The organism is Archangium gephyra, from assembly GCF_049060025.1.
GTDB lineage: Bacteria > Myxococcota > Myxococcia > Myxococcales > Myxococcaceae > Archangium > Archangium gephyra_A.
The window spans coordinates 2,028,754-2,052,439 of record NZ_JBMEQQ010000002.1; the positions used below are offsets into that span (position 1 = coordinate 2,028,754).

Annotated in this window: 20 protein-coding genes and 4 pseudogenes; 8 read left to right on the top strand and 16 right to left on the bottom strand. The window is 70.2% G+C overall.

Annotated features, from left to right (window positions below; translation table 11 throughout):
• Positions 1–6: 6 nt before the first annotated feature.
• Together ACN28I_RS08795 and ACN28I_RS08800 are read right to left on the bottom strand one after the other, a co-directional pair.
• Entirely contained in the window at positions 7–759 is a 753-nt protein-coding gene (locus tag ACN28I_RS08795) for a tRNA1(Val) (adenine(37)-N6)-methyltransferase (RefSeq protein ID WP_420941635.1), read from the bottom strand.
• A 50-nt stretch (positions 760–809) separates the two neighbouring features.
• Complete coding sequence (locus tag ACN28I_RS08800) at positions 810–1,955, bottom strand: DUF1015 family protein (RefSeq protein ID WP_420941636.1); 1,146 nt, start codon at positions 1,953–1,955, stop codon at positions 810–812.
• Positions 1,956–2,186: 231 nt separating this feature from the next.
• On the opposite strand from ACN28I_RS08800, the gene ACN28I_RS08805 reads away from it, so the two are divergent.
• A complete protein-coding gene (locus ACN28I_RS08805) occupies positions 2,187–2,507 on the top strand; it encodes a polyhydroxyalkanoic acid system family protein (RefSeq protein WP_420941637.1) in 321 nt (106 codons plus the stop codon).
• Positions 2,508–2,511: 4 nt separating this feature from the next.
• Here ACN28I_RS08805 and ACN28I_RS08810 read toward each other — a convergent pair whose 3' ends face one another.
• From ACN28I_RS08810 to ACN28I_RS08835, 6 genes and pseudogenes are all read right to left on the bottom strand, one after another.
• Complete coding sequence (locus tag ACN28I_RS08810) at positions 2,512–4,152, bottom strand: CheR family methyltransferase (RefSeq protein ID WP_420941638.1); 1,641 nt, start codon at positions 4,150–4,152, stop codon at positions 2,512–2,514.
• Positions 4,146–5,153 carry a chemotaxis protein CheB gene (locus ACN28I_RS08815; protein WP_420941639.1) on the bottom strand — a complete coding sequence of 336 codons (1,008 nt, stop codon included), beginning with the start codon at positions 5,151–5,153 and terminating at the stop codon, positions 4,146–4,148. The genes ACN28I_RS08810 and ACN28I_RS08815 overlap by 7 nt, the downstream gene beginning before the upstream one ends.
• A 19-nt stretch (positions 5,154–5,172) precedes the next feature.
• Complete coding sequence (locus tag ACN28I_RS08820) at positions 5,173–7,467, bottom strand: hybrid sensor histidine kinase/response regulator (RefSeq protein ID WP_420941640.1); 2,295 nt, start codon at positions 7,465–7,467, stop codon at positions 5,173–5,175.
• A gap of 54 nt (positions 7,468–7,521) precedes the next feature.
• Positions 7,522–8,748, bottom strand: a pseudogene (locus ACN28I_RS08825) (methyl-accepting chemotaxis protein).
• Between the two features lie 5 nt (positions 8,749–8,753).
• The gene (locus ACN28I_RS08830; protein ID WP_420941641.1) at positions 8,754–9,128 is read right to left on the bottom strand and encodes a Frizzy aggregation protein FrzB; all 375 of its coding nucleotides are present in this window, start codon (positions 9,126–9,128) and stop codon (positions 8,754–8,756) included.
• Positions 9,125–9,607 carry a chemotaxis protein CheW gene (locus ACN28I_RS08835; protein WP_420948599.1) on the bottom strand — a complete coding sequence of 161 codons (483 nt, stop codon included), beginning with the start codon at positions 9,605–9,607 and terminating at the stop codon, positions 9,125–9,127. The genes ACN28I_RS08830 and ACN28I_RS08835 overlap by 4 nt, the downstream gene beginning before the upstream one ends.
• 131 nt (positions 9,608–9,738) lie before the next feature.
• Here ACN28I_RS08835 and ACN28I_RS08840 point away from each other — a divergent pair.
• Positions 9,739–10,053: pseudogene (locus ACN28I_RS08840) on the top strand (response regulator); the annotation flags it as partial.
• 732 nt (positions 10,054–10,785) lie between these two features.
• A pseudogene (locus ACN28I_RS08845) lies at positions 10,786–11,313 on the top strand (response regulator); the annotation flags it as partial.
• 54 nt (positions 11,314–11,367) lie between these two features.
• Here ACN28I_RS08845 and ACN28I_RS08850 read toward each other — a convergent pair.
• Entirely contained in the window at positions 11,368–12,675 is a 1,308-nt protein-coding gene (locus tag ACN28I_RS08850; protein WP_420941642.1) for a radical SAM protein, read from the bottom strand.
• 160 nt (positions 12,676–12,835) lie between these two features.
• On the opposite strand from ACN28I_RS08850, the gene ald reads away from it, so the two are divergent.
• The 5 genes from ald to ACN28I_RS08875 all read left to right on the top strand — a co-directional run bounded on the left by ald (position 12,836) and on the right by ACN28I_RS08875 (position 17,658).
• Positions 12,836–13,966 carry an alanine dehydrogenase gene (gene ald, locus ACN28I_RS08855; RefSeq protein ID WP_420941643.1) on the top strand — a complete coding sequence of 377 codons (1,131 nt, stop codon included), beginning with the start codon at positions 12,836–12,838 and terminating at the stop codon, positions 13,964–13,966.
• A 213-nt stretch (positions 13,967–14,179) separates the two neighbouring features.
• Positions 14,180–14,851 carry a sigma-70 family RNA polymerase sigma factor gene (locus tag ACN28I_RS08860; protein ID WP_420941644.1) on the top strand — a complete coding sequence of 224 codons (672 nt, stop codon included), beginning with the start codon at positions 14,180–14,182 and terminating at the stop codon, positions 14,849–14,851.
• 79 nt (positions 14,852–14,930) lie between these two features.
• Positions 14,931–15,758, top strand: coding sequence for an anti-sigma factor family protein (locus ACN28I_RS08865; protein ID WP_420941645.1), 828 nt, complete (start codon positions 14,931–14,933; stop codon positions 15,756–15,758).
• Positions 15,759–15,941: 183 nt separating this feature from the next.
• Positions 15,942–17,039 (top strand): response regulator, encoded by a 1,098-nt coding sequence (locus ACN28I_RS08870; protein ID WP_420941646.1) that lies wholly within the window; start codon positions 15,942–15,944, stop codon positions 17,037–17,039.
• The gene (locus tag ACN28I_RS08875) at positions 17,002–17,658 is read left to right on the top strand and encodes a hypothetical protein (protein WP_420941647.1); all 657 of its coding nucleotides are present in this window, start codon (positions 17,002–17,004) and stop codon (positions 17,656–17,658) included. Before ACN28I_RS08870 ends, ACN28I_RS08875 begins: the two co-directional genes overlap by 38 nt.
• 62 nt (positions 17,659–17,720) lie before the next feature.
• On the opposite strand, the gene ACN28I_RS08880 is transcribed toward ACN28I_RS08875, so the two are convergent.
• The 7 genes and pseudogenes from ACN28I_RS08880 to ACN28I_RS08910 form a co-directional block, all read right to left on the bottom strand.
• A complete protein-coding gene (locus ACN28I_RS08880; RefSeq protein WP_420941648.1) occupies positions 17,721–18,890 on the bottom strand; it encodes a hypothetical protein in 1,170 nt (389 codons plus the stop codon).
• On the bottom strand, positions 18,887–19,657 hold the full coding sequence (locus ACN28I_RS08885) for a type III pantothenate kinase (RefSeq protein ID WP_420941649.1): 771 nt from the start codon (positions 19,655–19,657) through the stop codon (positions 18,887–18,889). The genes ACN28I_RS08880 and ACN28I_RS08885 overlap by 4 nt, the downstream gene beginning before the upstream one ends.
• 15 nt (positions 19,658–19,672) lie before the next feature.
• Complete coding sequence (locus ACN28I_RS08890) at positions 19,673–20,680, bottom strand: biotin--[acetyl-CoA-carboxylase] ligase (RefSeq protein ID WP_420948600.1); 1,008 nt, start codon at positions 20,678–20,680, stop codon at positions 19,673–19,675.
• 107 nt (positions 20,681–20,787) lie between these two features.
• On the bottom strand, positions 20,788–21,597 hold the full coding sequence (locus tag ACN28I_RS08895) for a homoserine dehydrogenase (RefSeq protein WP_420948601.1): 810 nt from the start codon (positions 21,595–21,597) through the stop codon (positions 20,788–20,790).
• 22 nt (positions 21,598–21,619) lie between these two features.
• Positions 21,620–22,114 (bottom strand): annotated as a pseudogene (locus tag ACN28I_RS08900) (homoserine dehydrogenase); the annotation flags it as partial.
• A gap of 23 nt (positions 22,115–22,137) precedes the next feature.
• Positions 22,138–22,743, bottom strand: coding sequence for a hypothetical protein (locus ACN28I_RS08905; RefSeq protein ID WP_420941650.1), 606 nt, complete (start codon positions 22,741–22,743; stop codon positions 22,138–22,140).
• 5 nt (positions 22,744–22,748) lie between these two features.
• Entirely contained in the window at positions 22,749–23,675 is a 927-nt protein-coding gene (locus ACN28I_RS08910) for a HEAT repeat domain-containing protein (protein WP_420941651.1), read from the bottom strand.
• Positions 23,676–23,686: the final 11 nt, after the last annotated feature.

Here is a 23,686-nt window from a genome sequence, read left to right on the forward strand (position 1 = left end):
CCCGCCCTACTCCACCATCGCGCTGACTTCGCGCGAGAAGGCCTGCTCGTCATCGGCGTGGATGACGAGCGGGGGCAGCACGGTGAGCCCGGTGGGTGCGCCCTTCACGGCGTGCATCAACACCAGCTTCGCCGGGCGTCCCGCGCGCGGGTGCACCATCCGCGCGGTCCTCGGCTCCAGCCTCGCCGCGTGCAACACGGCCATCAGCTCGGACAGCCGCGAGGCCGGGTACACCACGCAGAAGCTTCCGCGGCTCCTCAGCAGATACGCCGCCGAGCGCGCCACGTCCTGCAGCTCGCAGGCGATTTCATGCCTCGCGAGCGCCTTCTCCAGGTCCGTGCTGATCCTCCCCTGCTCCCGCGCCCGGTACGGCGGATTGCACAGCACGTAGGAGAAGCTGGCCTTCGGGAAGAGCCGGTCCACGCAGCGCAGATCTCCCTGGACCAGTGACACCTCCCGCTCGCAGCGGTTGAGGTGCACGTTGCGCTCGGCCAGGGAGAACAGGCGCGGCTGCAGCTCCAGCCCCGTGACGCTCCCACAGCCCAGCCGCCGCGCGAGGATGAGCGGGATGATGCCGCAGCCCGTGCCCAGGTCCATCAACCGGCCCCGCACCGCCCCGGCCTCGAAGACGGCGAAGTGCGTGAGCAGCACCGGATCCAACGTGAATCGGTAACCCCGGCGGCGCTGCAGCACCTTCACCTCGCCCCCACAGACGGAATCGAGCGTCTCCCCGGCCCCGGGCCGGAGTTCGAGCGGCATGCGCCGGGGCCACTCCAGCGCTTCTGTGAGCAGGGCACCCACTCGGGACCCTAGGCCTCCGGATCCAGGAACAGGAGCCCCGCGGGCGGCGCGGGTTCCACCCGCAGCGTCTTGTGCGGCAGGCACTGCGCCGCCTCCATCACCGCGCGCACCTCCCACAAGGGCGGCGGGTTGAGCGCGAAGCCCACCTGGAACGTGCCCCCGTGGACGCCTCGCACCAGCGAGTCCAGCCCCTGCACCGCGAACACCTGCGGATGTCCCGGATCCTCGGGATCCTTGATGCCCAGCACCGTGCGCAGCACCAGCGCGTTGAGCAGCGCCAGGTCCAGGCTGCGCAGCGTCGGGTTGCGCGGCGCGGCCTTCAGGTGCGCCAGATCCAACCCCTGCCGGAAGCGGAGGATCTTCCCCCGCCCCCCGGGCAGCACCATCAGCACCGCGTGGTGTCCGCGCACCAGCGTGGCCAGCCGCTCGTTCGCCAGCGCCACGCCCCGGGGCGACGTCATCGGCTCGTCCAGGTCATAGATGCGCGCGTACGCCGTCACGAGCGCGAGGAAGGTGTCCTCCTCGAACGTCTCCAGGCCCTGGATGGCGCGGTGCACGGGCTCGAAATGCAGCCCGGGATCCGACAGGGGCACGATGGCCGCCAGACTCGGCCTGCGCGCATCCAGCTCGGCCAGGGGACGCAGGGGCGCGTCGTCGAGCACCGCCTGGATGCGCCGGGCCACGGGCGAGGGCTCGATGCGCCGCAGGGACACCGGAGCGTCCTCGAAAGTGCCCTGCCACACGGTGCTGCTGCGCTCGGCCGCCTCCGCCAGCAGGGCCCGGAGCACCCCATGATCGTCCGCCGCCAGGGTGACGGTGGGCTCCACCTGGGCCGAGCGGGGCCGGTACGGCTCATCCTCCAGCGGCTCGGCCGCGTCCGGTGCCAGGCCACACAGGAGGAAGCGGACCGGAGGCCCTCCGAGCCGGCCCGCCGTGCTGTACACCTCCGCCAGGTACAGGGCCGGCCGGGTGTCGCGCAGGACGGAGCCGGCCGCTCTCAGCCGCCCCAGTTCCGCCGTGGGGTCCACGCGATCCAGCAGCGGGCGGATGAACGCGGAGCGGGGCGGAGCGTTGAAGGGACAACCATCGTCATCGGCCGCCAGGTGCGATTCGAGCGAAGGAAGCAGGGCTGAGAACGGTAGGACGCGCGCCATATGGGAAAAAATGGGGACCCGCTTCCCTACCCGCCACGACGCCCTCTCGGGCGCCCGGCGGGCGAGCGGCCACCAGACGTCAACGCCCGGCGGATGCAGCGGGAATCTCACGGGGTGGACAGAGCCTCACAGCACTGTTGACTTCCGCGCTCCTGGCGGCGAGACCCGGGTTCCCCTCCCGGCATCGCATCCATAGACCGGGCGGGTCCATCACGAACCCAGGAGCGCCATATGGGCACGATGAAGTTCGAGGTTCCCCACTCCCTCCCGAAGGACGAGGCCAGGAAGCGCGTCGAGCAACTCCTCCAGTACTGGGCGGAGAAGTACGGCGTGAAGGCCAACTGGGCCGGGGACGGAGCGAAGGTGATCGGCAAGGTGATGGGCATCAACCTCGATGCCAACTTCACCATCACCGACGGCGCCATCCAGGGCGAGGGCACCGACCCCGGCATGCTGCTGCGCGGCCAGGCCAAGTCCTACCTGCAGAAGAAGTTCAGCGCCGCCCTGGATCCGAGCAAGAGCGGCATCGAGGACGACAAGGGCCTGGCGTAACCGGCTACAGCAGCGGTCCCTCCTCCAGCGCGGCGAGCGCGTAACGCGCCGCGCGGGAGATGGACTCGGCCGAGTCCGGAAGCTCCGGGTAGTGGCCGGCGAGCTGGCGCTGGGGGAAGCGGAGCTGCGAGATGGCGTTGCGGTAGTGGCGCCGCGCCGCCTCGTGCTCCTTCAGCCGCTCGTGCACCTGCGCCATCAGGTAGTGCCCGATGGCCAGCGAGGGCTCCAGGAAGAGCGCCTTGCCCAGCTCCGCGCGGGCCTCGGCCAGCTCTCCGGCCTGCAGCTCCGCCAGTCCGCCGAACACCCGCGCCTCCACGCACAGCGGCTCGCGGTTGATGGCCTGCGCGAAGGCCTCGCGCGCGTCCACCACGCGCCCGCTCAGCGAGTAGATGTTGCCCAGGGTGAGCAGTGCGTCCAGGTGGCCCGGCTCGTCCGCCAGGAGCTGCTCCACGGTGGCCACCGCGGACACGAAATCCCCGCGCTCGATCATCCGCACGGCCGCGTTCAGCCGCTCGCCCGGAGCCAGCATCAGCGACCACGCGGGCATCTCCCCCGTGCGCATACGGCCCGCATCGGCACCCACGGCGGGCGTCTCGAGCGACTTCCTGGGCGGCTCGGACGCGGTGGCCGCGGGGCTCGCCGGGGACGCCTCGAGACCCTTGGACGCGGGCGCCTCCGTCTTGCGCGGTGCCGGCCCGCCCGAGGACACCGAGGGCACCCGGGCGGACGAATCCAGCGTCGTCTTGAGGGCCCGGGTGGACGGGAGCAGCGCGGAGGTGGACTTCGTGCTGCCGGTGATTCCCGGCACGCGCGGCGCCAGCGGCTTCACGGGCCGCCGGTAGACGAACGCGCCCTCCATCTCCACCATCTCGAAACGGTCGTAGACCTTGAAGAGGCTCTCCGAGTAGCCCAGCAGCAGCAGGGCCCCGGGCCGCAGCGCCGCGAGGAAGCGATCCATCAGCGCGCGGATGGTGGGCAGGTCGAAGTAGATGATGACGTTGCGGCAGAGGATGAGATCCAACGACTCCGGCTTGACCTTCTCGAAGACGGGGACGGCGAGGTTCTGCCCGTCGAAGCGCACGTAGTCCTTGAGCGAGGAGACGATCTCGTACCCGTCCTCCACCGGCCGGAAGAAGCGTGTGCGGCGATCGCCGTGCATGCCGGCCACGCGGCGTGCCGAGAAGCGGCCCTGCTTGGCGGCCTCCACCGCGGCGAGGTTCAGGTCCGTGGCCCACAGGTCCACCTCGATGGGGAGCGCGCCCTGCTCGGCCAGCACCATGGCGAGGCTGTAGGGCTCCTCACCGGTGGCACAACCCGCGGACCAGATGGACACCCGGCGGTTCTCCCGCCGCGCCCGCCAGAGGGCGTCCGGGAGGATGCGGCTCTCCAGCGCCCGGAACTGCTTGGGATCGCGGAAGAACTCGGTGTGCCCCACCGTGACGAGCGGCAGCAGCGACCGCAGCTCGTCCTCCGCGGAGCGCAGCATCTTCACGTACTCCTCGGCGTTGACGATGCCCACCACCGGCATGCGCGTGGACAGCGCCAGCCGCAGGCTGTGGTAGCCGTCGGGAGTGATCTTCAGCCCCGCCCGCTCCAGCAGGAGGGAAGAGAGCTGCTGGAGGGCCTTGGAGGTCACCGTCAGCATGTCTGGACCCACTGGATGAGGGTTGGTGCGATTTGATCGAGGGGCAGCACTTCCTCGGCGGCGCCGAGGCGTACGGCCTCCTTGGGCATTCCGTACACGGCGCAGCTCGCCTTGTCCTGGGCAATGGTGCGCCCACCGCGCTCGCGGATCTCCTTGAGCCCGCGGGCGCCGTCGCGCCCCATGCCGGTGAGGATGACTCCCATCACGCGCGTGCCGAAGGACTCCGCCGCGGACGTCAGCAGCACGTCACACGAGGGCCGGAAGCCGCGCACCGGGGGACTCGGATCCAACGCGAGGCGTCCCTTGGAGCGCACCACCAGGTGCGAGCCCGAGCGCGCGATGTAGACGGAGCCGGGCACCATCTCCTCGCCGTCGGTGGCCTCCACCACCCGCAGGGGGGATTCGGAGCCGAGCCACTGGGCCAGGCCCTCGGTGAAGCCGTGGCTGATGTGCTGGCAGATGCACACGGGAGCGGGGAAATCCTTGGGCAGCATCTTCAGCACCACGGAGAGCGCCTTGGGCCCGCCGAGCGATGAGGCAATGGCCACCAGCGGGTATGGCGCCTCGGCGGCCGCGGGGCGCACGTTCTGCTTCTGGGCCTGCACGGGGCGCGACACGCGCACCTCGGCGAGCAGCATCAACTTGCGGCCCACCGCCTGCCAGAAGTCGTTGCCGGGCTCGTGCGGCCGGTCCACCACGTCCACGGCCCCGAAGGCGAGCGCCTGGAAGGCCTCGGCGCCGGAGAGCGTGCCCGGGTGGAGCGCGAGCACCGGCACGGGCCGCTCCGCCATCACCCGTTGAATGGCCTTGAGGGCGTCCGGGCCGGACAGGTCCACCACGACCACGTCCGGGTGCAAGCGCTGCACGCCTTCCAGCGCCTCGGAGAACTCGCAGACGTTGCCGGCCGGGGCGAGCACCACCCCGTCGAACAACCCCCGCGAGGCGCTCCGAAGCACCTCGCCCACGAGCAACACCCGGTATGCGGACGACCCGACGTCCAAGCTGCCCCCTTGCTTCACTTCAGGTCAGACGATCGATGGTCTGCGCCAGGCTCTCCACGCCCAGTTCGCCCTTCACCAGGTACGCATCCGCGCCCGCCTCGGCCCCGCGCCGCCTGTCTTCCGGCGATGCGAGCGAGGACAGGATGATGACCGGAATGCGGGACAGCCCCACGGTGGACTTGAGCCGCCGCGTGAGCGAGAAACCATCCAGCCGGGGCATCTGCACGTCCGAGAGGATGAGATCGTACGCCTGGGACTGGGCCTTGAGGTAGCCCTCCTCGCCGTCCTGGGCCTCGTCCACGGAGTGTCCGAGCGCCTTGACGAGCGCGGACTCGGTGGCGCGTGCGATGGGCGAGTCGTCCACCAGCAGCACCCGCAGGCGCTTGGCGGCCTGGCCCTGGGTGACGGGCCGCGCCATGCGGCGCACCTCCGTCATGATGTCCGGCACGTGCAGGAGCACGGCGATGCGGCCATCTTCCAGCGCGGCGGTGCCGGCGATGAAGGCGGCGCCCTTGAGGAACTCGCCACCGCAGGGCTTCACCGCCACCTCGCGCTCGTCCACGAAGCCGTCCACCACCAGGGCGGCCAGGTCGTCACCGTGACGCACCACCACGGCGGGCGGCTTGTCGAAGCGGTTGCCGCCGTTGACGCCCAGCAGCGGCCCCAGGCCGACCAGCGCCGTGGGCTTGCCGCGGTGCTTGACCGCCAGGGTGCCGAAGACCTCCATCCGGTCCTCGGGCTTCACGCGCATCACCGCCACCACGTCGGCGGCGGGCATGCCGTAGACGTCGTCGCCCAGGCGCACCAGCAGCACCTTCATGAGCGCCAGCGACTGCGGCAGACGCAAGGTGATGGCGCTGCCGCGGCCCTGGCGGCTGACGATGCCCACCGAGCCACCCAGCGACTCCACCTTCTTCTTCACGACGTCCATGCCCACGCCGCGGCCGGAGATGTCGGTGATCTCCTGGCGGGTGGAGAAGCCCGCGCGGAAGACGAGCTCGATGGCCTCGCGCTCGGAGAGGGCGGCGGCCTGGGACTCGGTCAGCAGGCCCTTGCGCACGGCCACTTCCCGCAGCTTCTGCGGGTCCATGCCGCGGCCGTCGTCGTCCACCTCGATGCTGAGCATGTCGCCGTCGGCGCGCACGCGGATGCGCAGGCGGCCCCCGGCGGGCTTGCCGAGCATGCGGCGCTCGTCGGGCGTCTCCAGGCCGTGATCCACGCCGTTGCGCAGCAGGTGCACCAGGGCGTCGCGCACGTCGGCCAGCATCGAGCGATCCACGCCGAGGTCGGCGTTCTCGATGACGAGGTCCACTTCCTTGCCCTGGGCCCGGGCGATGTCACGCACGGCGCGCGGGAAGGCGTCGAAGACGGTGGACAGCGGCACGAGGCGGGCCTCGGCCACGTGGTCCGCCATCATCGACAGGTTGCCGTGCAGCGTCTCGATGCCATCCCCGTTGCGGCGAACGAAGCGGAACGCGTCGTCGCGCAGCATGTGCAGGTCGCCCTCGATCCGCTCGAGGTCGTTGCGCATCTGGTTGGGGACGTTGAGATGCTCGGCCAGCTTGAGGAAGCGATCACCCAGGCGCGAGAAGCGCTGCAGCAGCGCCTCGACCTCGGAGGCGCGCAGACGGCCGCGCGCGCTCTCCACCAGGAGATCTCCCGCGAGCAGGCCGAGCGAGTCGAGCACCTCGACGTTCACGCGGATGCTGCGGTCGGCGAGCGCCTTGGGGGCGTGGCCCTCCTCGTGGGCGTGCTCGGCCTTGGCGGCCCGGGCGGGTGCCGGGGGCGGAGGTGCCACCGCCGCGGCGGGCGGAGGCACATACACGGGCTCCGCGGGCTCCTCGTAGGTGGCCTCCACCTCGGGGACCTCGGGCACCACCGGAATGGCCGTCCGCGAGATGGGCTTCGCGCCCGGGATGGCCGGAGGCGTGTGGCCGGAGGCCGCGACGAGCGCCTCGACCATCTCCTGCGAGGCTGGGGTGCCCGACTGGGCGCCCTCGGTGTCCTCCAGGAGGTCCGAAATGGTGTCGCACGCACGCAGCAGGAGGTCCGTCGCCACTTCGGTGGCGGCCCTCCCGTCTCGCTCGGCGCGCAACACGTCCTCGGCCGCGTGCGCGAGCTGGCCGATGGCGGCCAGGCCCAGCATGCGGGCCTCGCCCTTCATCGTGTGCAGCTCGCGCGCGACCTCGTCCGCCGCCTGATCCGCGGTGGGCTTCTCGAGATCGAGAATGCCCAGCTGGATCTTCTGCAGACGGTCGGCGCTGACCTCCTGGAACTTCGACAGGAGGGATTTCTTGAGGGACTCGGTGTCCATGACCAGAGGGCGTCAGGACGGAAATCCGCCCCGAGTTGCCCCTCCCGCTCCTGACTAGTCGGCCTTGAAACGCTTGATGAGCTCCGCCAGACGGCCGGCGAGCTGCGTGCAGCTCGGCGGCGGCACCCGTGGCCTGCTTGGAGGCCTGGGTGGTCTGACGCGTCACGTCCTCGATCTCCGCCATGGAGGCCACCACCTGCTCGGTGGCGGTGCGCTGCTGCTGCGTGGCGAGGTTGATGACGCGGGCGGCGTCACTCGTCTCCTGCACACCGGCGAGGATGCCCTCGACGGCCTGCGCGGCCACCGCGCCCAGCTTCTCACCCGACTCCGTGGCCTCCTTGGAGGCATCCGCGGCGCTGCCGGCGGCGGCCGTGGCCTCGCGGATCTCGGTGATCAGGTTCTTGATCTCCTTGGTGGACTCCATGACGTTCTCCGCCAGGCGGCGCATCTCGGCCGCGACGATGGAGAAGCCCTTGCCCGCCTCACCGGCGCGGCTGCCCTCGAGGGCCGCGTTGAGGGCGAGCAGGTCCGAGCGGTCGGCGATCTCGTCGATGACCTCGACGACGGTGCCGATGCGCTCCACGCGCTTGGACAGCTTGGTGATGGAGTCAGCCACGGCGACGCCGTCGCTGCGGATCTGCTGCATGGCCTGGATGAACTCGCCGATGGCGCCCCGGCCCGCGCGAGCGGCACCCAGGGTCTCCTCGGCCACGCGCGCCACGCTGCCGGCGTTCTCGGCGATCTGCGCCGAGGCGTGCTTGAGCTCTTCCATCGTGGCCGTGGTCTCGTGGATGGCCGCGGCCTGCTCGGTGGAGTCGTCTCGTGCTGCGTGGAGGCGGCGAGCACCTGGTTGGCGGACGAGGACAGGCGCAGGGCCGCCTCGTTGATCTCCCGCACGAAGGTGCGCAGCGTCTCGATCACCTTGCCGAAGCCCTCGAGCAGGGGCCCGAGCTGGGCGTCCTCGGTGGAGGTGTTCCACTGGGCCAGGTCACCCTCGCGCACCAGGGTGATGAGCGCGTCGATGGCCTGATCGATCTCCTGGGCGGCCACCTGCTTGCGGCGCTCGGAGGAGGCATGGCGATCCAGCAACTGGTTGAAGAGCTGGGCCAGGTCGGCGGCATCTTCCTCCACGGCGTTCTTGGGAACGCGTGCCTCGAGGTTGCCCGCCAGCACCGCGATCACGGTGTCGGTGAGGGGCTTGAGCGAGCCGGCCTTCTTGGAGCGAGGGGCGGCAGCGCCCTCCGTCGAAACCACTTCGTTCTTCGTGTCAGCGGGGGACATTGCCTTCAGTGCCTTCCTTGAGCATTCAAGGTTTCAACAAGATCAATCAGCATCACGGGGCGTTCCTGGTCGAGGAACACACCGACAGCGTAGGGAGCGGCGCCGGCCACGACAGGCAGCCGCCGCAGATCCATGATGGGGACGGGGCGCACGCCGCGGATGCCGTCCACCTTCAGGTGGCTTTCCCCTTCGGGAGAGTCGAAGACGAGCGCTCGGCCGCCGCGCTTGAGTGGCCCGAGCCCCGGTACCACCAGATCGTCCGGGTGCGAGCGGTCGATGCGCAGCACCTGCTGGGCATCGGTGCCGTAGACGACGCCGCCGACCTCGAAGAAGAGGACGTCGACCTCGTTCAACGCGGGCGATTGATCGTCGTAGATCATCGCACCACCGCGCGCTGCCGGGCGCTCTGGAGCAGCTTGGTGAAGTTGATGAGGGCCATCGCCTCCTGGGCCGTGGAGCCGCCGGTGACACCGAGCAGGTGCTCGGCGGCCGCATCCCCACCCAGGGGAGGAGGAAGGACGTCGGCCACGGGGACACGCCGCAGGCCGAGCACCGCGTCCGCCACCACACCGACGCGGTAGTTGCCGCTGGTGCCGATGAACAGCCGCGTCCTGGCCCCGACGCGGGCCTCCCCCTTGCCAAGGAAGCGCAGGAGATCCATCACGGGGAGTACCTCGCCGCGATGGCCGGTAACACCCAGGAGGAAGGATGGGGTTCGGGGAAGGGGCGTAAGAAGCCCGGTACGGATGACCTCGAGGACATTCTCACTGGGAACCGCGAGGCGAAGTTCACCCGCGCGGAAACAGAAGAATTCCTGCTCCGGCCGGGCCTGGCCCGCGATGGCCCGGTCGGGTGCCATCCGCAGCGCACGCTGAAGGGGAGTGTTGGTCAAGGCGCCAAAGTATCCGGAGGCTAGCGAAGTGGGTCAAGAGTGGACCGAAATCACGTGGTCCGGGCCCACTCAACGGTGTAGGGTAACGGCTGTATTCCTTGAGGAGGCAGACGTCTCGCGTACTGGTCATCGATGATAGCCCGATGCTGGTGGAACTCACGGTCCGGGCCCTCTCCGCTGCTGGCTACCATGCCACCGGGGCGACCGACCTGGCGAGCCTCGACCAGAAGCTCACCGAGGGACCGTTCGCGCTCATCCTCATGGACGTGAACATGCCGGAGATGTTCGGCGACGACGTCGTCGAGTACCTCCGCACCCAGAAACGGGTCACCTCCAAGCTGGTCCTCTACTCGGACATCTCCGAGGAGGAACTGGCGGCCAAGACCCGTAACTCGGGTGCCGATGCCTACATCCTCAAGGGTGGCGGCATCGAGGCCGTCATCGGCGGCATCATGCGGATCCTGGGCGCCCCCACCGGCAGTGCGTCCGCACCCGCACGGCCCGCGACAGCTCCGGCGGCTCCGGTTGCCCGCCCGGCGGGAACCGCGGCGGCTCCCCGCCCGCCCTCGGTGGCTCCGGCGGCCCGTCCCCCCGCCACCGCGGCTGCTCCCCGGCCCACCGGGCCTGGAGTTCCCCAGGCGAACGGCACTCCTCCGCCCCGGGTGGCTCCCGCGACGGCTCCGGGTCAGGCGATCCCCGGCCCGCGAGCCCCCGTCGCGGGACAGGTGGCCCAGCCCCGTCCGGCGGCCCAGGCTCCGGCGGCGGGTGCCCACCCCGCTCCTGCGGCCGGAGCCCATCCGGCCCCGGGCGCTCCGCGTGCGCCCGTCGCGGGACAGGTGGCTCAGCCCCGTCCGGCGGCCCAGGCTCCGGCGGCGGGAACGCACCCCGCTCCCGCGGCGGGAGCACACCCGGCCCCGGGTGCTCCGCGTGCGCCTGTCGCGGGACAGGTGGCTCAGCCCCGTCCGGCGGCCCAGGCTCCGGCGGCGGGAGCCCATCCGGCCCCTGCCGCTCCTCGCACCACCGCTCCCGCGGCCACGGCGCATGCCGCTCCTCCGGGCACGGCGCACGCGAGGCCCACGGCTCCCGCGGCGGCACATCCCATGGCCCACGCCACTCCGGCCCAGCCGGCTCCCGCCGCGCATGGCCCGGCTCCGGTCCCCGTGGCGCCCCAGGCGGCCACACCCGCCCCGGCGGCCACTCCGGCTCCGGCGGCGCCCTCCCCCGCTGCCGCGCCCGCTCCGGCCGCGACGGGTGGATTCCCCTCGGCCGCGAAGATGGCGGCGGCCGCCGGAAGGAAGCCTCGCATCCTCATCGTCGACGACAGCGAGATGACGGCGCGCATCATCGAAGCGGACCTGGTGACCAAGGGCTTCGAGGTGCACATCGCCGACTCCGCGGACAAGGCGACGAAGATCATCCTCAAGAAGCAGACGCGTCCGGACCTGGTCCTGCTGGACGTGCGCATGCCCAACGTGAACGGCGAGCAGTTCTGCCGGTTCATCAAGAGCAACAGCCTCTTCAAGGGCATCAAGGTGCTGCTGTGCTCCGGCGAGAACATCGAGGAGCTGCAGCGCATCTGCCGCGAGGCCGGTGCCGACGGCTACGTGCCGAAGGACGCCGTGCTGGGCCATCTGGTGGCGAAGGAGCTCAACCCCGTCACCCCGCAGGAGTAGGCCGCGCTCGAGCCGGGGCACCGCACCCGGCCCCGGCCCCCTCCTTTACTCCCGCTACCTCCGGGCGCTCGCCGCGTTCTCCCGCTCCTCGAGCCCGCGCGCGAAGTTGCCGATGATCAACCCCGGCCGGGCCGCCTTGAGCCGGCGCAGCAGCGTGCGGATGCCCACGGGCTCGCCCCCCGCGCCCTTGTCGCGCGCCACCTCCAGGTACTGGATGGGGTCGATGCACAGCGAGCGCGTCTGCACCTGGTCCACCTTGTACTTCTTCACCAGCCGCTCCAGGGCCTTCACCTCGCCCTCGCGGTCCGTGACGCCCGGGAAGAGCAGCAGGTTGAGCGCGAGGTACGCGCCGCGCTGGCGCGCCAGGGCGATGGACGCCTCCACGTCCTCCCAGCCGTACTTCACCGGCTTGTAGTAGGCCTCGTAGAGCTCCTTCGACGCCGAGTTGAGCGACACGCGGATGGCATCCAGCCCCGCGTCGAAGAGCGCCTCGAGTCCCTTCGTGAGGCTCGCGTTGGTGTTGATGTTGATGGAGCCGCGCGAGCTGTGCGCGCGCATGTAGCGGATGGCCTCGGCGATGTACTTCCACCGGGTGAGCGGCTCGCCCTCGCAGCCCTGGCCGAAGCTGACCATGGTGCGGCCCGGCGCGTGCTCCAGGTGGTACAGGCCGATCTCCCCCATCTCCTCGCCCGAGGGCCCGTCATTCATGCGCTCGTGCGAGGCGGGAGGCCCGTCCGCCGGCTGATCCGAGATGCACCCCACGCAGCGCGCGTTGCACATCACCGAGGCGGGGATGGCCCCCTCGTCGCGCACGTAGAAGATGTTCTGCGAGGTGAAGCACCGGTACAGCATCGCGCACGTGGTGAGCTGCTTGAGCACGCGGTTGTTGGGGAAGCGCGCCAGGTGCGCGTCCACGATCTTCTTCAAGTCCGGGGTGGAGTACTTCTCCGGCTCCCAGTGCGAACGCTTGTCGGTGTGGATGGCCCAGGCCACCGGGCCGTCCTCGCCCCAGGCCGCGGCGGTATAGGCCCACTGCGGAAGCACCGGGCCGTCCGCCTTCACCTCACCGGGCAGGAACGTCCGCGTGTAACCCGGAGGCAGCAGGGCCCCCACCGCGCTGGGCACGAAGGTCTTCCCGTTCATCTTGAACTCTCGGACCAGTTCCAGCTCCCCTGTCTCGGGATCCAACCCCACGGGCAGCCGGCCCGGCAGGTGGACGAGCCGCCCGGCCGACGGCAGGGGGATGGGCTTGTCCTGCGGGGGGACGAGTTCCTCCCCACTGCGCAAGGTGGCCAGCAGATAGGGGTGCTCCATCACCCGCCCCTTCGGGTCCGCGAACAGCAGCTTCGGTGCCAAAGTCATGACCTCGTTAACTATCACTGCCGGGCGGACCTTTCGACGCGGCGCGCATTCACGAGCCGTATGGCCCCTTGCCAGAGCGCGTCTTGACTCCCTCCGGAGCCCTGCCTAGGGTCCGCCCGCTTTTGCGTCCCTTATTGCGGACATTTCGGAGGCAGCTCAAGTGATTGTCGGAGTCCCCAAGGAGATCAAGACCCGCGAGTACCGTGTCGGCATGGTTCCGGCGGGCGTTCGCGCCCTGACCAGCGCGGGCCACACGGTTCTCGTCGAGACGAACGCCGGCGTCGGCTCCGGCATCCCCGACTCGGAGTATCAGCGCGTGGGTGCGCAGATCGTCTCGAGCGCGGACGAGGTCTGGAAGCGCGCCGAGATGATCGTCAAGGTGAAGGAGCCCATCGCGCCCGAGTACGAGCGCATCCAGAACGGGCAGGTCATCTACACCTACTTCCACCTGGCCGGCGTGGACCCGGAGCTCACGCGCACCCTGGTGAAGAAGAAGGCGGCGGCCGTGGCCTACGAGACCATCCAGCTCGATGATGGCTCGCTGCCGCTGCTCAAGCCGATGTCCGAGGTGGCCGGCAAGATGGCCATCCAGGTCGGCGCCGCGTGCCTGGAGAAGGCGCACGGGGGCAAGGGGATTCTCCTGGGCGGCGTGCCCGGCGTGCGCCGTGGCCGCGTCACCGTCATCGGCGGTGGCGTGGTGGGCACCTGCGCGGCCAAGGTCGCCGTGGGCATGGGCGCCGAGGTCACCATCATCGACGTCAACCTGGAGCGCCTCACCTACCTGGATGACGTGTTCCTCGGCCGCGTGGCCACCCTGGCCTCGGACTCCGAGAGCATCACCAAGAGCGTGCGCGAGGCGGACCTGGTGGTGGGCGCGGTGCTCATCCCCGGCGCGGCCGCCCCCAAGCTCGTCTCCGAGGCCCTCATCGCCGAGATGAGCCCCGGCTCCGTGGTGGTGGACGTGGCGGTGGACCAGGGCGGCTGCATCGAGACCTGCGTGCCCACCACCCACGACAACCCCACCTTCGTGAAGCACGGTGTGGTGCACTACTGCGTGGCCAACATGCCCGGCGCGGTGCCCCAGACGTCCACCTACGCCCTCACCAACACCACCCGGCCCTACGCCCGGAAGATCGCCGACATGGGCCTCGTCGAGGCCGTCAAGGCCGACAAGGCCCTCGCCCGCGGCCTCAACACCTACAACGGCCAGGTCACCTACGAGGCCGTCGCCAAGGACCTCGGCTACAGCTACATGTCCATCTTCGACGCCATCGGCGCCAAGGGCCGGTAGTCTCCAGTAGTCCACACTGCGACACCCCGGCGGGGGGGTTGCTCCCGAAATCAGGGAATAATTATCCCCGCCGGTTGTCTCCCGCCCGCTGGGGCAGCCGTGCAAACGGCGCCAGCGGGCTTTGTGTTGTTGCCCAGTCTGTTCCCGTGCATACATTGCCGGGTAGGTAACGACTCAATTGCCTGTAATTTCGGGCCTCTGGAAGGCGGGAGCATGCTGGACTTCAGGCAGAACAACCGGACGAAGCAGGAATTCGAGGAACTGGCCCTGGCCCACCTCGACCCGCTATACTCCGCGGCCCTGAGGCTGACGAAGAATGAGCGGGACGCCGAGGACCTCGTGCAGGACACCTGCATGCGGGCCTACCGCTTCTTCGACAAGTTCGAGCGCGGCACCAACATCAAGGCCTGGCTCTTCAAGATTCTCACCAACACCTTCATCAACCGCTACCGGCGCAAGGTGAAGGAGCGCAGTGTGGTGGAAGGTGTGGAGCGCGAGGCGGTGCACGAGCGCTTCGTGAGCCGGGACGCGACGGACTTCGCGGCCAACCCCGAGCAGTACTTCTTCGATCGCCTCCTGTCGGATGACGTGCTGCGCGCCATCGACGCGCTGCCCATCGACTTCCGGCTGGTGGTCATCCTCGCGGACCTGCAGGAGTTCTCCTACAAGGAGATCGCGGAGATCCTCGAGTGTCCCGTGGGCACGGTGATGAGCCGGCTGTTCCGCGGGCGCAAGCTGCTCCAGAAGACGCTGCGCGAGTACGCGCAGGGCTCTGGCGTGCTGCGTCAAGAAGCGAACGCCGAGGCGGCGAACGCGGATGGGACGGCCGCCGCGGGCTCTCCGGCGAACCTCGATGATTACAGACGCAGGAAGAAGGTGGGGTAGATCGAGGTTGATGGCCCCGGAAATATTTCTTCACGATATTTCCGCACGGGACCTCAACCATCTCCCGCCCTGAGCGCTCATGACCTGCCAGGAACTCGATTCCATCCTCTATCCGTTCCTCGACGGTGAGTTTCAGCCCGAGGAGCGGCTGGAAGTCGAAGCGCATCTCACCGGCTGTGCCGAGTGCGCGCAGCGGGTGAACATGGAGGTCCGGATGCAGCAGTCGCTGCGCCGGGCCGCGCGTCAGGCGGTGGAGTCCACCCGGGCCCCCGACGCCCTGCGCGCCCGCATCCAGCGGGGCATGCGCGAGGAGCAGCGCCGGGAGACGCAGGGGTGGTGGTTGCGCGCGAGCGCCGCGGCCGTGGTGGTGCTGATGGCGGGCGGCACGTGGATGGCGCTGCGGCCCGAGCAGCGCCAGCGCTTCGTGGACGACGCCGCGCGGCGGCACGCCCGTCAACTTCCGGTGGAGGTCGCGGGTGGCTCGCACGAGCACGTGGAGGCCTGGTTCGACGGCAAGTTGGACCACCGCGTCTCCGTGCCCCGGCTTCCGGACGTGCAGTTGTCCGGCGCGCGCATCTCCAACGTGACGGATCGCCCCGCCGCGTACATCAGCTACGAGCGCAACGCGGACAAGCACGGCGCGCCCGCCAGGCGCATCGGCCTGTTCGTCTTCGACGACGCCAAGCGCGAGATCGAGGCCCCTCCCCTGCCCTCCGTTCAGGTGGGCTCCAGCCACGGGTACAACGTGGCGGTGTGGCGGGATGGGGAGATCGTCTACGAGCTGGTGAGCGATCTCGACGAATCGGACATCCGCCGCATGGTCGCCGAGCAGGCGGCCATGAAGAGCAGGCCGTCGCGCCCCGTCTCTCCGGACGTCTCCGCGCGGCCCGTCGCGCTACAGCCCTGAGCCACTCGTGAGCGCGCGGGCTGCCCGCCTGCCCCACGAGCTGGACTGCCTGGAAATCCGGCTGGACCGAAGATTGACGGTCCCGGTAGGCACCGATAGCCTCCCCGAGCGACTTTTCCAGAGCCGTCGTTCCTCGTCCCCGACGAGGAGCGCGCACGCCCTTCCTGGTCCGGCATCCCTTCCATGTCCAAGAACATCCTGATCGTCGAAAGTGACACCGCCCTCTCCGCGAACCTGCGGCAGGCCCTGGAGGCCCGCGGCTTCGCGGTGCAGGAGACCACCGACGGCAAGGGCAGCGTGGAGCAGATCCGCCGCGACCGGCCCGAGCTGGTGGTGCTCGCGGTGGACCTGTCGGCCGGACAGAACGGCTACCTCATCTGCGGCAAGCTGAAGAAGGACGATGATCTCAAGGCGATTCCGATCATCATCATCGGCAACCCGGACGGCTTCGCGCAGCACCGCAAGCTGAAGGCGCACGCGGACGACTACGTGGCCAAGCCGGTGAACGCCGACGAGCTGGTGGATCGCGCCGGCAACCTGATCGGCTTCCCGGAGCTGCCCGCGGGCGAGGTCGTCGATGACGGCCTGAGCCTGGGCGGCATGGACGGGCTGGACGGGCTGGGTGACGAGCCGGTGCAGGGCGAGGAGCTGGCCATCGAGGGCGAGCCGCTGGAGAGCCACGGCGAGGAGCTGGCCCTGCTCGACAATCCCTTCGGGGACAGCATGGATGATCCGCCGGTGACGGGCAGCATCGAGGAGCCGGTGGAGGCTCCGCCCGAGCTGAGCTCGCCCGAGGACGACTTCTCCGGGCTGGAGGGCCTGGGCGGTAGCGAGGACGACAACGCGCTCGACTCGCTGGGCCTGGACAGCGAGAAGACGGTGGTGGGCTACATGCCGCCCGCGCCGACGCCGGCTCCGAAGCCCGCGCCCGTGGCGGCCGCCCGCCCCACTCCGGCGCCCGCGGTGGCCACGGCCAGGCCCATGACGGCCACGCCGGCCCCGCGTGCCACGCCCGTGACGCCCGCGGCCACGGCCCGTCCGGCTCCGGCGAGCACGCCCGCCGCCCCGGCCATGTCCGCCGCGGACGCGGCCGAGCTGCGCAACCTGCGCGCCAAGGTGCTCGAGCTGGAAGACGCCCTGGATGACGCCCGGAGCCAGGCCAGCACCGCGGAGTCGCGGGTGCAGGAGCTGGAGACGGAAGCTCGAGACCAAGAGCACGGAGCTGGAGACGGCCAAGGCCTCGGTGGGCAAGAACGACTCGGCCACCCTGGCGCTGCGTGAGGCGTCCAACCGGAAGGACCGGGAGATCCTCCGCCTCAAGAGCGAGCTGAACCAGAAGGAGCAGGAGATCGTCGAGCAGCAGGATCGGCTGCTGGCGCTGGAGCAGCAGGTCAGCGGCTCCACGGACGAGATCGCCCGGCGGGACGCGGAGCTGAAGACGCTGAAGACGAAGGCGGACCAGCTCATGGCGGAGCGGCGGCGGGTGGAGCAGCAGCTCACGGCGGCGAAGGAAGAGGCGCGTGGAGCCACGGCGCGCGCGACGGCGCTGCAGGCCGAGGTGGAGCAGTTCCAGGCGCAGGCGGGCGAGGTGGAGGAGCTGAGGGCGCGCGCGGATCAGCTCGACGCGGAGCTGGCGGCGGCGAGGAGCGAGGGCGAGAGCTGGCGGGAGGAGCTGGAGGCGGTGAAGGCGCAGGCGGGCCAGGAAGCCGACGAGCTGCGCAAGCGCATCACCGAGATGGAGGAGCAGGTGGCGCGCAACGAGGATCGCGTGGCCCGGCTCTACACGCGCATCAAGGCGGACGAGAAGCTGCGCGAGAAGACGAAGAAGGCGCTGGCCATCGCCACGCAGCTCCTGGAGGAGCAGCCGGCGGGCGAGGACGACGAGGAAGCCGTCGCCTGAGTCACGGGAGCGGGGGCCCCGGGTTCGAACCCGAGCGGGCCCCCTGCCCCACCTGACGCGCCCTACTTGTCGTCGGTCTTCTTGGGCTCGTTCTTCTTCTCGACCATCTTCTTGGCCACGCCCTGGAGACCGGACGGGACGTTCTTGTCCCGGCTGAGATCCTTGAGATCATTCTCGCGCAGGGTGCTGAGGAACTTCATGCCCACGGCGAGCGGCAGCTTGGGGTTCTTCAACAGCGCCATCTTGATCTTGTAGTTCTTCGTGAACTCGCGGCTGTTGTAGATGATGCGCAGCACCTCCTCGTTGACGGCCTTGTTGGCGGCGCAGTTGAGGACCTCGCCATCGGTGATGCGGGGGCTGCGGATGACGGCGGTGCAGACGAGCTTGTTGGTGTCGCGGATGAGGAAGCTGCGCGCCTCCTTGTTGCCCAGCGTCGCCAGTTTGATCTTCTGGGCGATGCTCATCTTCATGATGCGCTGGGTGAGGCTGAGCTTCTTGGCCTCGGGAATGGCGGCGGTGGGATCTTCCCCCTCCTTGCCCTCCTCCGGGCCCGCGGCGGCGGTCTTGGGCGTGGCGTCCGCGAGCTCCGCGAGGATCTCCTCGGCGGTAGGGCCCGGCTCGGGAGGAGCGGCGGAGGGCCCGTGGACGCGGACGCGGGCGGCCTGCATCTGCGGCACGTCCGTCACGGCCATGCCGCTGCGCACCGCGAAGTCGCACACGTTGTCGATCAGCGCCGGGCTGGCGTTGGGGTTGGTGCACAGGCCGCGGATGATGTTCTCGGAACGCAGGATGCGGAGCTGGTTGTGCCCGATGATCTCCGCGATCTTCGGGCTGCAGCTCCGCGCCACCTCGGCCACGGCCTCATCGGGCGTGGTGGGGTTGAGGACGAGCATCTCCGCGAGGGCGTCCTTGGTGTACAGCAGCGAGAGGAACCAGCCCAGCACGGGGGCCGCGATGCCCTCGTCGCGCAGGCCGGCGGAGAAGCGATCCGGGAGGGCGGCGGCCGTCTTGGCGGCGGTCTCCCGCACAGCCGCGTCCGCATCGAACGTGAGCATGAAGAGGGCGCCGAGCATGTCCGAGGGCGCCAGCGGCACCAGGGCCTTGGCGGCCATCATCCGCAGGGGCACGGGCGCGGCCGGGTCCACATGCTTGCGCATGTTGGGCGGGAGGAACTCGGCGGTAATGGGACAACCAGCGGGGGCCGCGGGGACCTGCTGAGGAGCGGTGCTCATGAGGCGTGATTCCTTCCGTAGATGATGCGGAGACCCTCGAGCGTGAGGAACTCGTCGACTTCGTGAATGAGCTTGGACTCGCTGGCCACCAGGGGCGCCAGGCCGCCGGTGGCCACCACCCGCGCCTCGAAGCCGATCTCCGCCTGGATGCGGGCGCAGATGCCATCCACCATGCCCACGTAGCCGTAGAAGAGGCCGGACTGGATGGAGTGCACCGTGTTGCGGCCCACCACGTGCGGGGGCCGGGCGAGCTCGACTCGCGGCAGCTTCGAGGCGTTCTGGAAGAGCGCCTCCATGGAGATGTTGATGCCGGGGCAGATGGCCCCGCCGAGGTACTCGCCCCTGGGCGTCACCGCGTCGAGCGTGGTGGCGGTGCCGAAGTCCACGACGATGAGGCCCTGGTGGTGCTTGTCGTAGGCGGCCACCGCGTTGACGATGCGGTCGGCGCCCACCTCGCGCGGGTTGTCGTAGAGGATGGGCATGCCCGTCTTCACCCCGGGCCCGACGAACATGGGGCGCGTCTTGAAGTAGCGCTCGCTCATCCGCTCCAGGTTGAACTGCAGCGGCGGCACCACGCTGGAGACGGCCACCGCGCGCACCCGGTCCGGGTCTATCCCGCTCGACTGGAAGAGCTGGCGCAGCAGGATGCCGTACTCATCCGAGGTGCGGCGGGCGCTCGTCTCCAGACGCCAGTGGTCCAGGAGGCGCTTGCCTTCGTACACCCCCAGCACCGTATTGGTGTTGCCGACGTCGATGGCGAGAAGCATGGCTCGCCGCGCAGTCTAGCGGGGCCGGAGTTGCTCCACATCCCCGGCGAGTACCCTTTCCAGAGAGCCCCCGGCCGTCCGCACCATCAGTGCACCGGACTCATCGATGTCTTCAGCCACACCGCGCAATTCCGACTGGCCGGTACGCACCAGCACCTCCTGGCGCAGCGTGGCGGACAGCTCCTTCCAGCGCTGGCGCACCGGATCGAAGCCCACCTCGTGGTGCAGATCCAACCACTCCTCCAGGCGGCCCCAGAGGGCGGTGGTGAAGAGGGCGCGGTTGATGCGCCGGCCCAGCGCCTGGGAGAGCGACGTGGCGGTGGAGGCCACCTCGGGCGGGAAGTCCTCGGGGCCCGCGTTGAGGTTCACGCCGATGCCGAGCACCACGAAGTGCACCCGCTCCGGCTCCGCGGACAGCTCGGTGAGGATGCCCGCCACCTTGCGGCCGCCGATCTGCACGTCATTGGGCCACTTGATGAGGGCCTCGGCGTCGGCCTCGCGCAGCGCCTCGGCGAGCGCCACCGCGGCCACCAGGGTGAGCTCGGGGGCGCGCTGGGGCGGCAGTTCCGGCCGGAGGATGGCGGAGAAGTACAGGTTCAACCCGTGGGGCGACACCCAGGTGCGGCCCCGGCGGCCCTTGCCCGCCGTCTGCTGCTCGGTGATGACCACCTCGCCGTGCTCGGCGCCGTCCGAGGCCAGCCGGAAGGCGGCCTGGTTGGTGGAAGGCAGCGAGTCGTGGAAGTGGAGGGTCTGTCCGAGGCTGTGCGTGGACAGCAGCGGCGTCAGCTCCAGCGGCGAGAGCCGATCCGGCACGTCCACCAGCCGGTAGCCCCGCGCGGGCACGGCGTCGATGCGGTAGCCCTTCTCGCGCAGCGACTGCACGTGCTTCCACACCGCGGTGCGTGACAGGCCCAGCTTGGCGGAGAGCGCCTCGCCCGAGAGGAACTCATCCCGCCCGTCCGCGAGGAAGCCGAGGATGATCTCCTGCTGCGTCTGCTCGGCGTTCTCGGGGGTGACACCCATGCCGCGAACCTCCCTGGAAAAAGGGCTCCCAGGGTAGGGATCGGCGGCCCTGCTTTCAACAGGCCCCGCCGGGTGGTGAACCTTCGCTCGGATGCCCGCCTGCCCTCCTAACGGCTGCCGAGCAAAACTCCCGGGCCTTCCTCGATGCGGATGACCTGGGTAGGTGCACGTGTGCTGCGCAGGGAGTCGATCCACGTCACCGCGGCCCCCACGTCCGCCTCGCGGGTGTCGTGGGTGAAGACGACGATGGTGGCGTGGGCGTCCGCGGGACGCGGGGGGCGCTGGAGCACGGAGTTGATGCTCACCCCCTTTTCGCCGAGCACGCTGGCGATGCGCCCGAGCACACCGGGCTCGTCGCTGACGGAGAAGCGCAGGTAGACGGGCCCGCGGCGCTCGCCGGAGGACAGCAGGGGCACGTCGTGCACGTGGGGCGGGCACGGCAGCGGCAGCCGCCCGGAGACGCCGGCCAGGAGGTTGCGGCAGGTGTCGATGATGTCGGACACCACCGCGCTGCCCGTGGGCATGTCTCCGGCGCCCCGGCCCGAGTAGAGCGAGGCGCCCAGCGCCACGGACTGGAGCAGCACCGCGTTGAAGGCACTGCTCACATCCGCCAGGGGGCTGGCGGCGGGGATGAAGGCCGGGTGCACGCGCACGTCCAGGCCCTCGGGGGCCCGGCGCGCCGTGGCGAGCAGCTTGAGCACGTACCCCGCCTCGCGCCCGTAGGAGATGTCCGTGGGGGTGAGGCTCGTAATCCCCTCCACGAGGATGGACTCGGGGGACACGCGGGCGGAGAAGGCCAGCGAGGCCAGCAGGCACAGCTTCTGCGCCGCGTCCATGCCGCTCACGTCCAGCGTGGGGTCGGCCTCCGCGTAGCCGAGGCTCCTGCGCGCGCCGGAGCGCGTCCGCGTAGCTGGCACCCTCGTTGGCCATGGCCGAGAGGATGAAGTTGGTGGTGCCGTTGACGATGCCGGTGAGCGACTCCACCCGGTCCGAGGCGAGCGCCTCGCGCAGCGTGCGGATGATGGGGATGCCACCGCAGACGGCGCCCTCGAAGTGCACGTCCACCCCGCGCGCCAGCGCCTTCGAGTAGAGCGCCTCGCCGTGCGCCGACAGCAGCGCCTTGTTGGCCGTCACCACGTGGCGGCCCGAGGCAATGGCCTGCTCGAGGTACTCGCGCGAGGGGCTCAGCCCGCCCATCAGCTCCACCACGACGGAGACGTCCTTGTCCTCGAGGATGGTCTTCATGTCGTGGGTGATGAGCGAGGCGGGCACGTCCTCGGGCCGCGGCTTGCCCGCGTTGCGCACCAGCACGTGGCGCACGCGCACCCGCGCTCCCAGGCGGCGCTCGATGTCCTTCGCGTGGTTGGCGAGGATGCGGTACGTCCCCAACCCCACGTTGCCCAGACCCAGCAGGGCGATGCCGATCTCCTTCATGTGACTCCCTCCCCCTGCGTTGTTCAGCGGCCCGGCTCCTGGAGCTTGAAGGACGCCAGCTCCAACCACGTCTGAGGCACGCGCTCGCCGTTGCTCTTCTCGGCGGACACGTCGATGCGCACCAGCCCCACGCCCTCGGCGAAGGTGAGCGCGTTCACCAGGGTGGTCTGGGCATCCACGCGGTTGCGTGCCTCCACCCGCACGCAGTGCGGGAAGGAACCCGCGGGCGCCTCGCAGGGCACCCCCGCCTGGAGGATGCGGTAGCGCTCCGTCGAGGACACGGACACCACGTTCGTCCACTGGGTGCCCTCGGCGAGCGGGCCGCGCAGCAGGTAGCGCTTGCGATCCCTCACGCCGAAGTTGTCCACGGACAACTGGCCCCCCTGGTTGTCGTGGAAGTACCCGTCCTCCTCCTTGAGCACCTCCACGTCCACGGTCCTGTCCGCACGGCCGTTGACCCGGTACGTCCAGCGATTGCCCACGGCCAGCGGGTAGTACGCGGCCAGGGACTCCGAGGGACGCGTCTCCTGCTCTTCGGCCACCTGCTGCCGGCTCGAGGAGCATGCGCCAGCACCCACCACCACCAGCGAGACCCCGAGGCCCCACCGTACGACAGACGAAAGCTTCATATGTGTCAGTGTCCCGCGCGGTCCGTGCCGCGCGCCTCCGGAGCGAGCTTGCGTGATGCCAGGAGTGTATCCAGTGCCTGCTGGGCCGCGGCCTGCACATCCGGCTGATCGTGCCCCTGCGCCACGGTGAAGAGGTACGCCTCGGCCTCCGTCCCGCCGATCTCCCCGATGGCGAAGACGACTTCCTGCACGAAGCCGATCTCCCGGTCCTTCACCAGCTCGATGAGCGCGGGAACGGCCCCCGGCGCCTTCATCTCCGCCAGCGCGCCGATGGCCTGGCGCACCATCTGCGGATCGTCCTCCTGGAGCTGGCGGATGAGCAGGGGCGCCGCCGCGGGGTTGCGCCGGTCGGCCAGCACGCGCAGCGCGAACTCGCGCACGCGCTCATCCTGGGACTGCAGATCCTGAAGGAGCGCCCCGTCCGGGCGATCCACCGCGGCCAACTGGAGCGCGGCCGCCTGGGCCACCTGCATGAGCGCACGGCGCAGGGCCTCGCGCAGGGCCTCGCGGCGCGCCTCGGCGTCCTTGCCCTCCACGCGCACCTCGCCCAGCCCCACCACCTGGTAGCGCTGATCCTCCTCCTCGCCCCGGCGCTCCATGGCCAGGGTGACGCCCACCTCGGCGATGGAGTACGCGCTGCCGTCCTTGAGGGCCTCACGGGTGAAGGGCAGCTCGAGCGTGAAGACCCAGCCGTTCCGCGCGCGCTGGTCCTTCTCGCCCTTCCCGCCCTCCTCGAGGAGCTCGAAGCGGCGGCTGTCGCGCAGCGTGCGGGTGAAGAGCTCCTGGACGTCCGACGGGGCCCAGCCGAGCAGGCTGTTGTCGACCACCGTCGCGCCCTTGAGCGAGAGGCGCTCCACCGGAAAGCTCGGCTCCCGCGAACGGCAGGCGCCGAGCACCAGGGCCATCACGACGATGAGCAGGCCGGGCTTCATACCGGCCTACC

Excerpts from the sequence above, each read along its gene's own strand:
- ACN28I_RS08890 (WP_420948600.1), bottom strand. The coding sequence starts at position 20,680 with ATGGGTGTCACCCCCGAGAACGCCGAGCAGACGCAGCAGGAGATCATC.
- ACN28I_RS08880 (WP_420941648.1), bottom strand. The coding sequence starts at position 18,890 with ATGAGCACCGCTCCTCAGCAGGTCCCCGCGGCCCCCGCTGGTTGTCCC.
- ACN28I_RS08795 (WP_420941635.1), bottom strand. The coding sequence starts at position 759 with ATGCCGCTCGAACTCCGGCCCGGGGCCGGGGAGACGCTCGATTCCGTC.
- ACN28I_RS08820 (WP_420941640.1), bottom strand. The coding sequence starts at position 7,467 with ATGGACACCGAGTCCCTCAAGAAATCCCTCCTGTCGAAGTTCCAGGAG.
- ACN28I_RS08810 (WP_420941638.1), bottom strand. The coding sequence starts at position 4,152 with ATGCTGACGGTGACCTCCAAGGCCCTCCAGCAGCTCTCTTCCCTCCTG.
- ACN28I_RS08850 (WP_420941642.1), bottom strand. The coding sequence starts at position 12,675 with ATGACTTTGGCACCGAAGCTGCTGTTCGCGGACCCGAAGGGGCGGGTG.
- ACN28I_RS08860 (WP_420941644.1), top strand. The coding sequence starts at position 14,180 with ATGCTGGACTTCAGGCAGAACAACCGGACGAAGCAGGAATTCGAGGAA.
- ACN28I_RS08865 (WP_420941645.1), top strand. The coding sequence starts at position 14,931 with ATGACCTGCCAGGAACTCGATTCCATCCTCTATCCGTTCCTCGACGGT.
- ACN28I_RS08870 (WP_420941646.1), top strand. The coding sequence starts at position 15,942 with ATGTCCAAGAACATCCTGATCGTCGAAAGTGACACCGCCCTCTCCGCG.
- ACN28I_RS08835 (WP_420948599.1), bottom strand. The coding sequence starts at position 9,607 with ATGGCACCCGACCGGGCCATCGCGGGCCAGGCCCGGCCGGAGCAGGAA.
- ACN28I_RS08830 (WP_420941641.1), bottom strand. The coding sequence starts at position 9,128 with ATGATCTACGACGATCAATCGCCCGCGTTGAACGAGGTCGACGTCCTC.
- ACN28I_RS08885 (WP_420941649.1), bottom strand. The coding sequence starts at position 19,657 with ATGCTTCTCGCCATCGACGTCGGCAACACCAATACGGTGCTGGGGGTG.
- ACN28I_RS08800 (WP_420941636.1), bottom strand. The coding sequence starts at position 1,955 with ATGGCGCGCGTCCTACCGTTCTCAGCCCTGCTTCCTTCGCTCGAATCG.
- ACN28I_RS08805 (WP_420941637.1), top strand. The coding sequence starts at position 2,187 with ATGGGCACGATGAAGTTCGAGGTTCCCCACTCCCTCCCGAAGGACGAG.
- ACN28I_RS08910 (WP_420941651.1), bottom strand. The coding sequence starts at position 23,675 with ATGAAGCCCGGCCTGCTCATCGTCGTGATGGCCCTGGTGCTCGGCGCC.
- ACN28I_RS08905 (WP_420941650.1), bottom strand. The coding sequence starts at position 22,743 with ATGAAGCTTTCGTCTGTCGTACGGTGGGGCCTCGGGGTCTCGCTGGTG.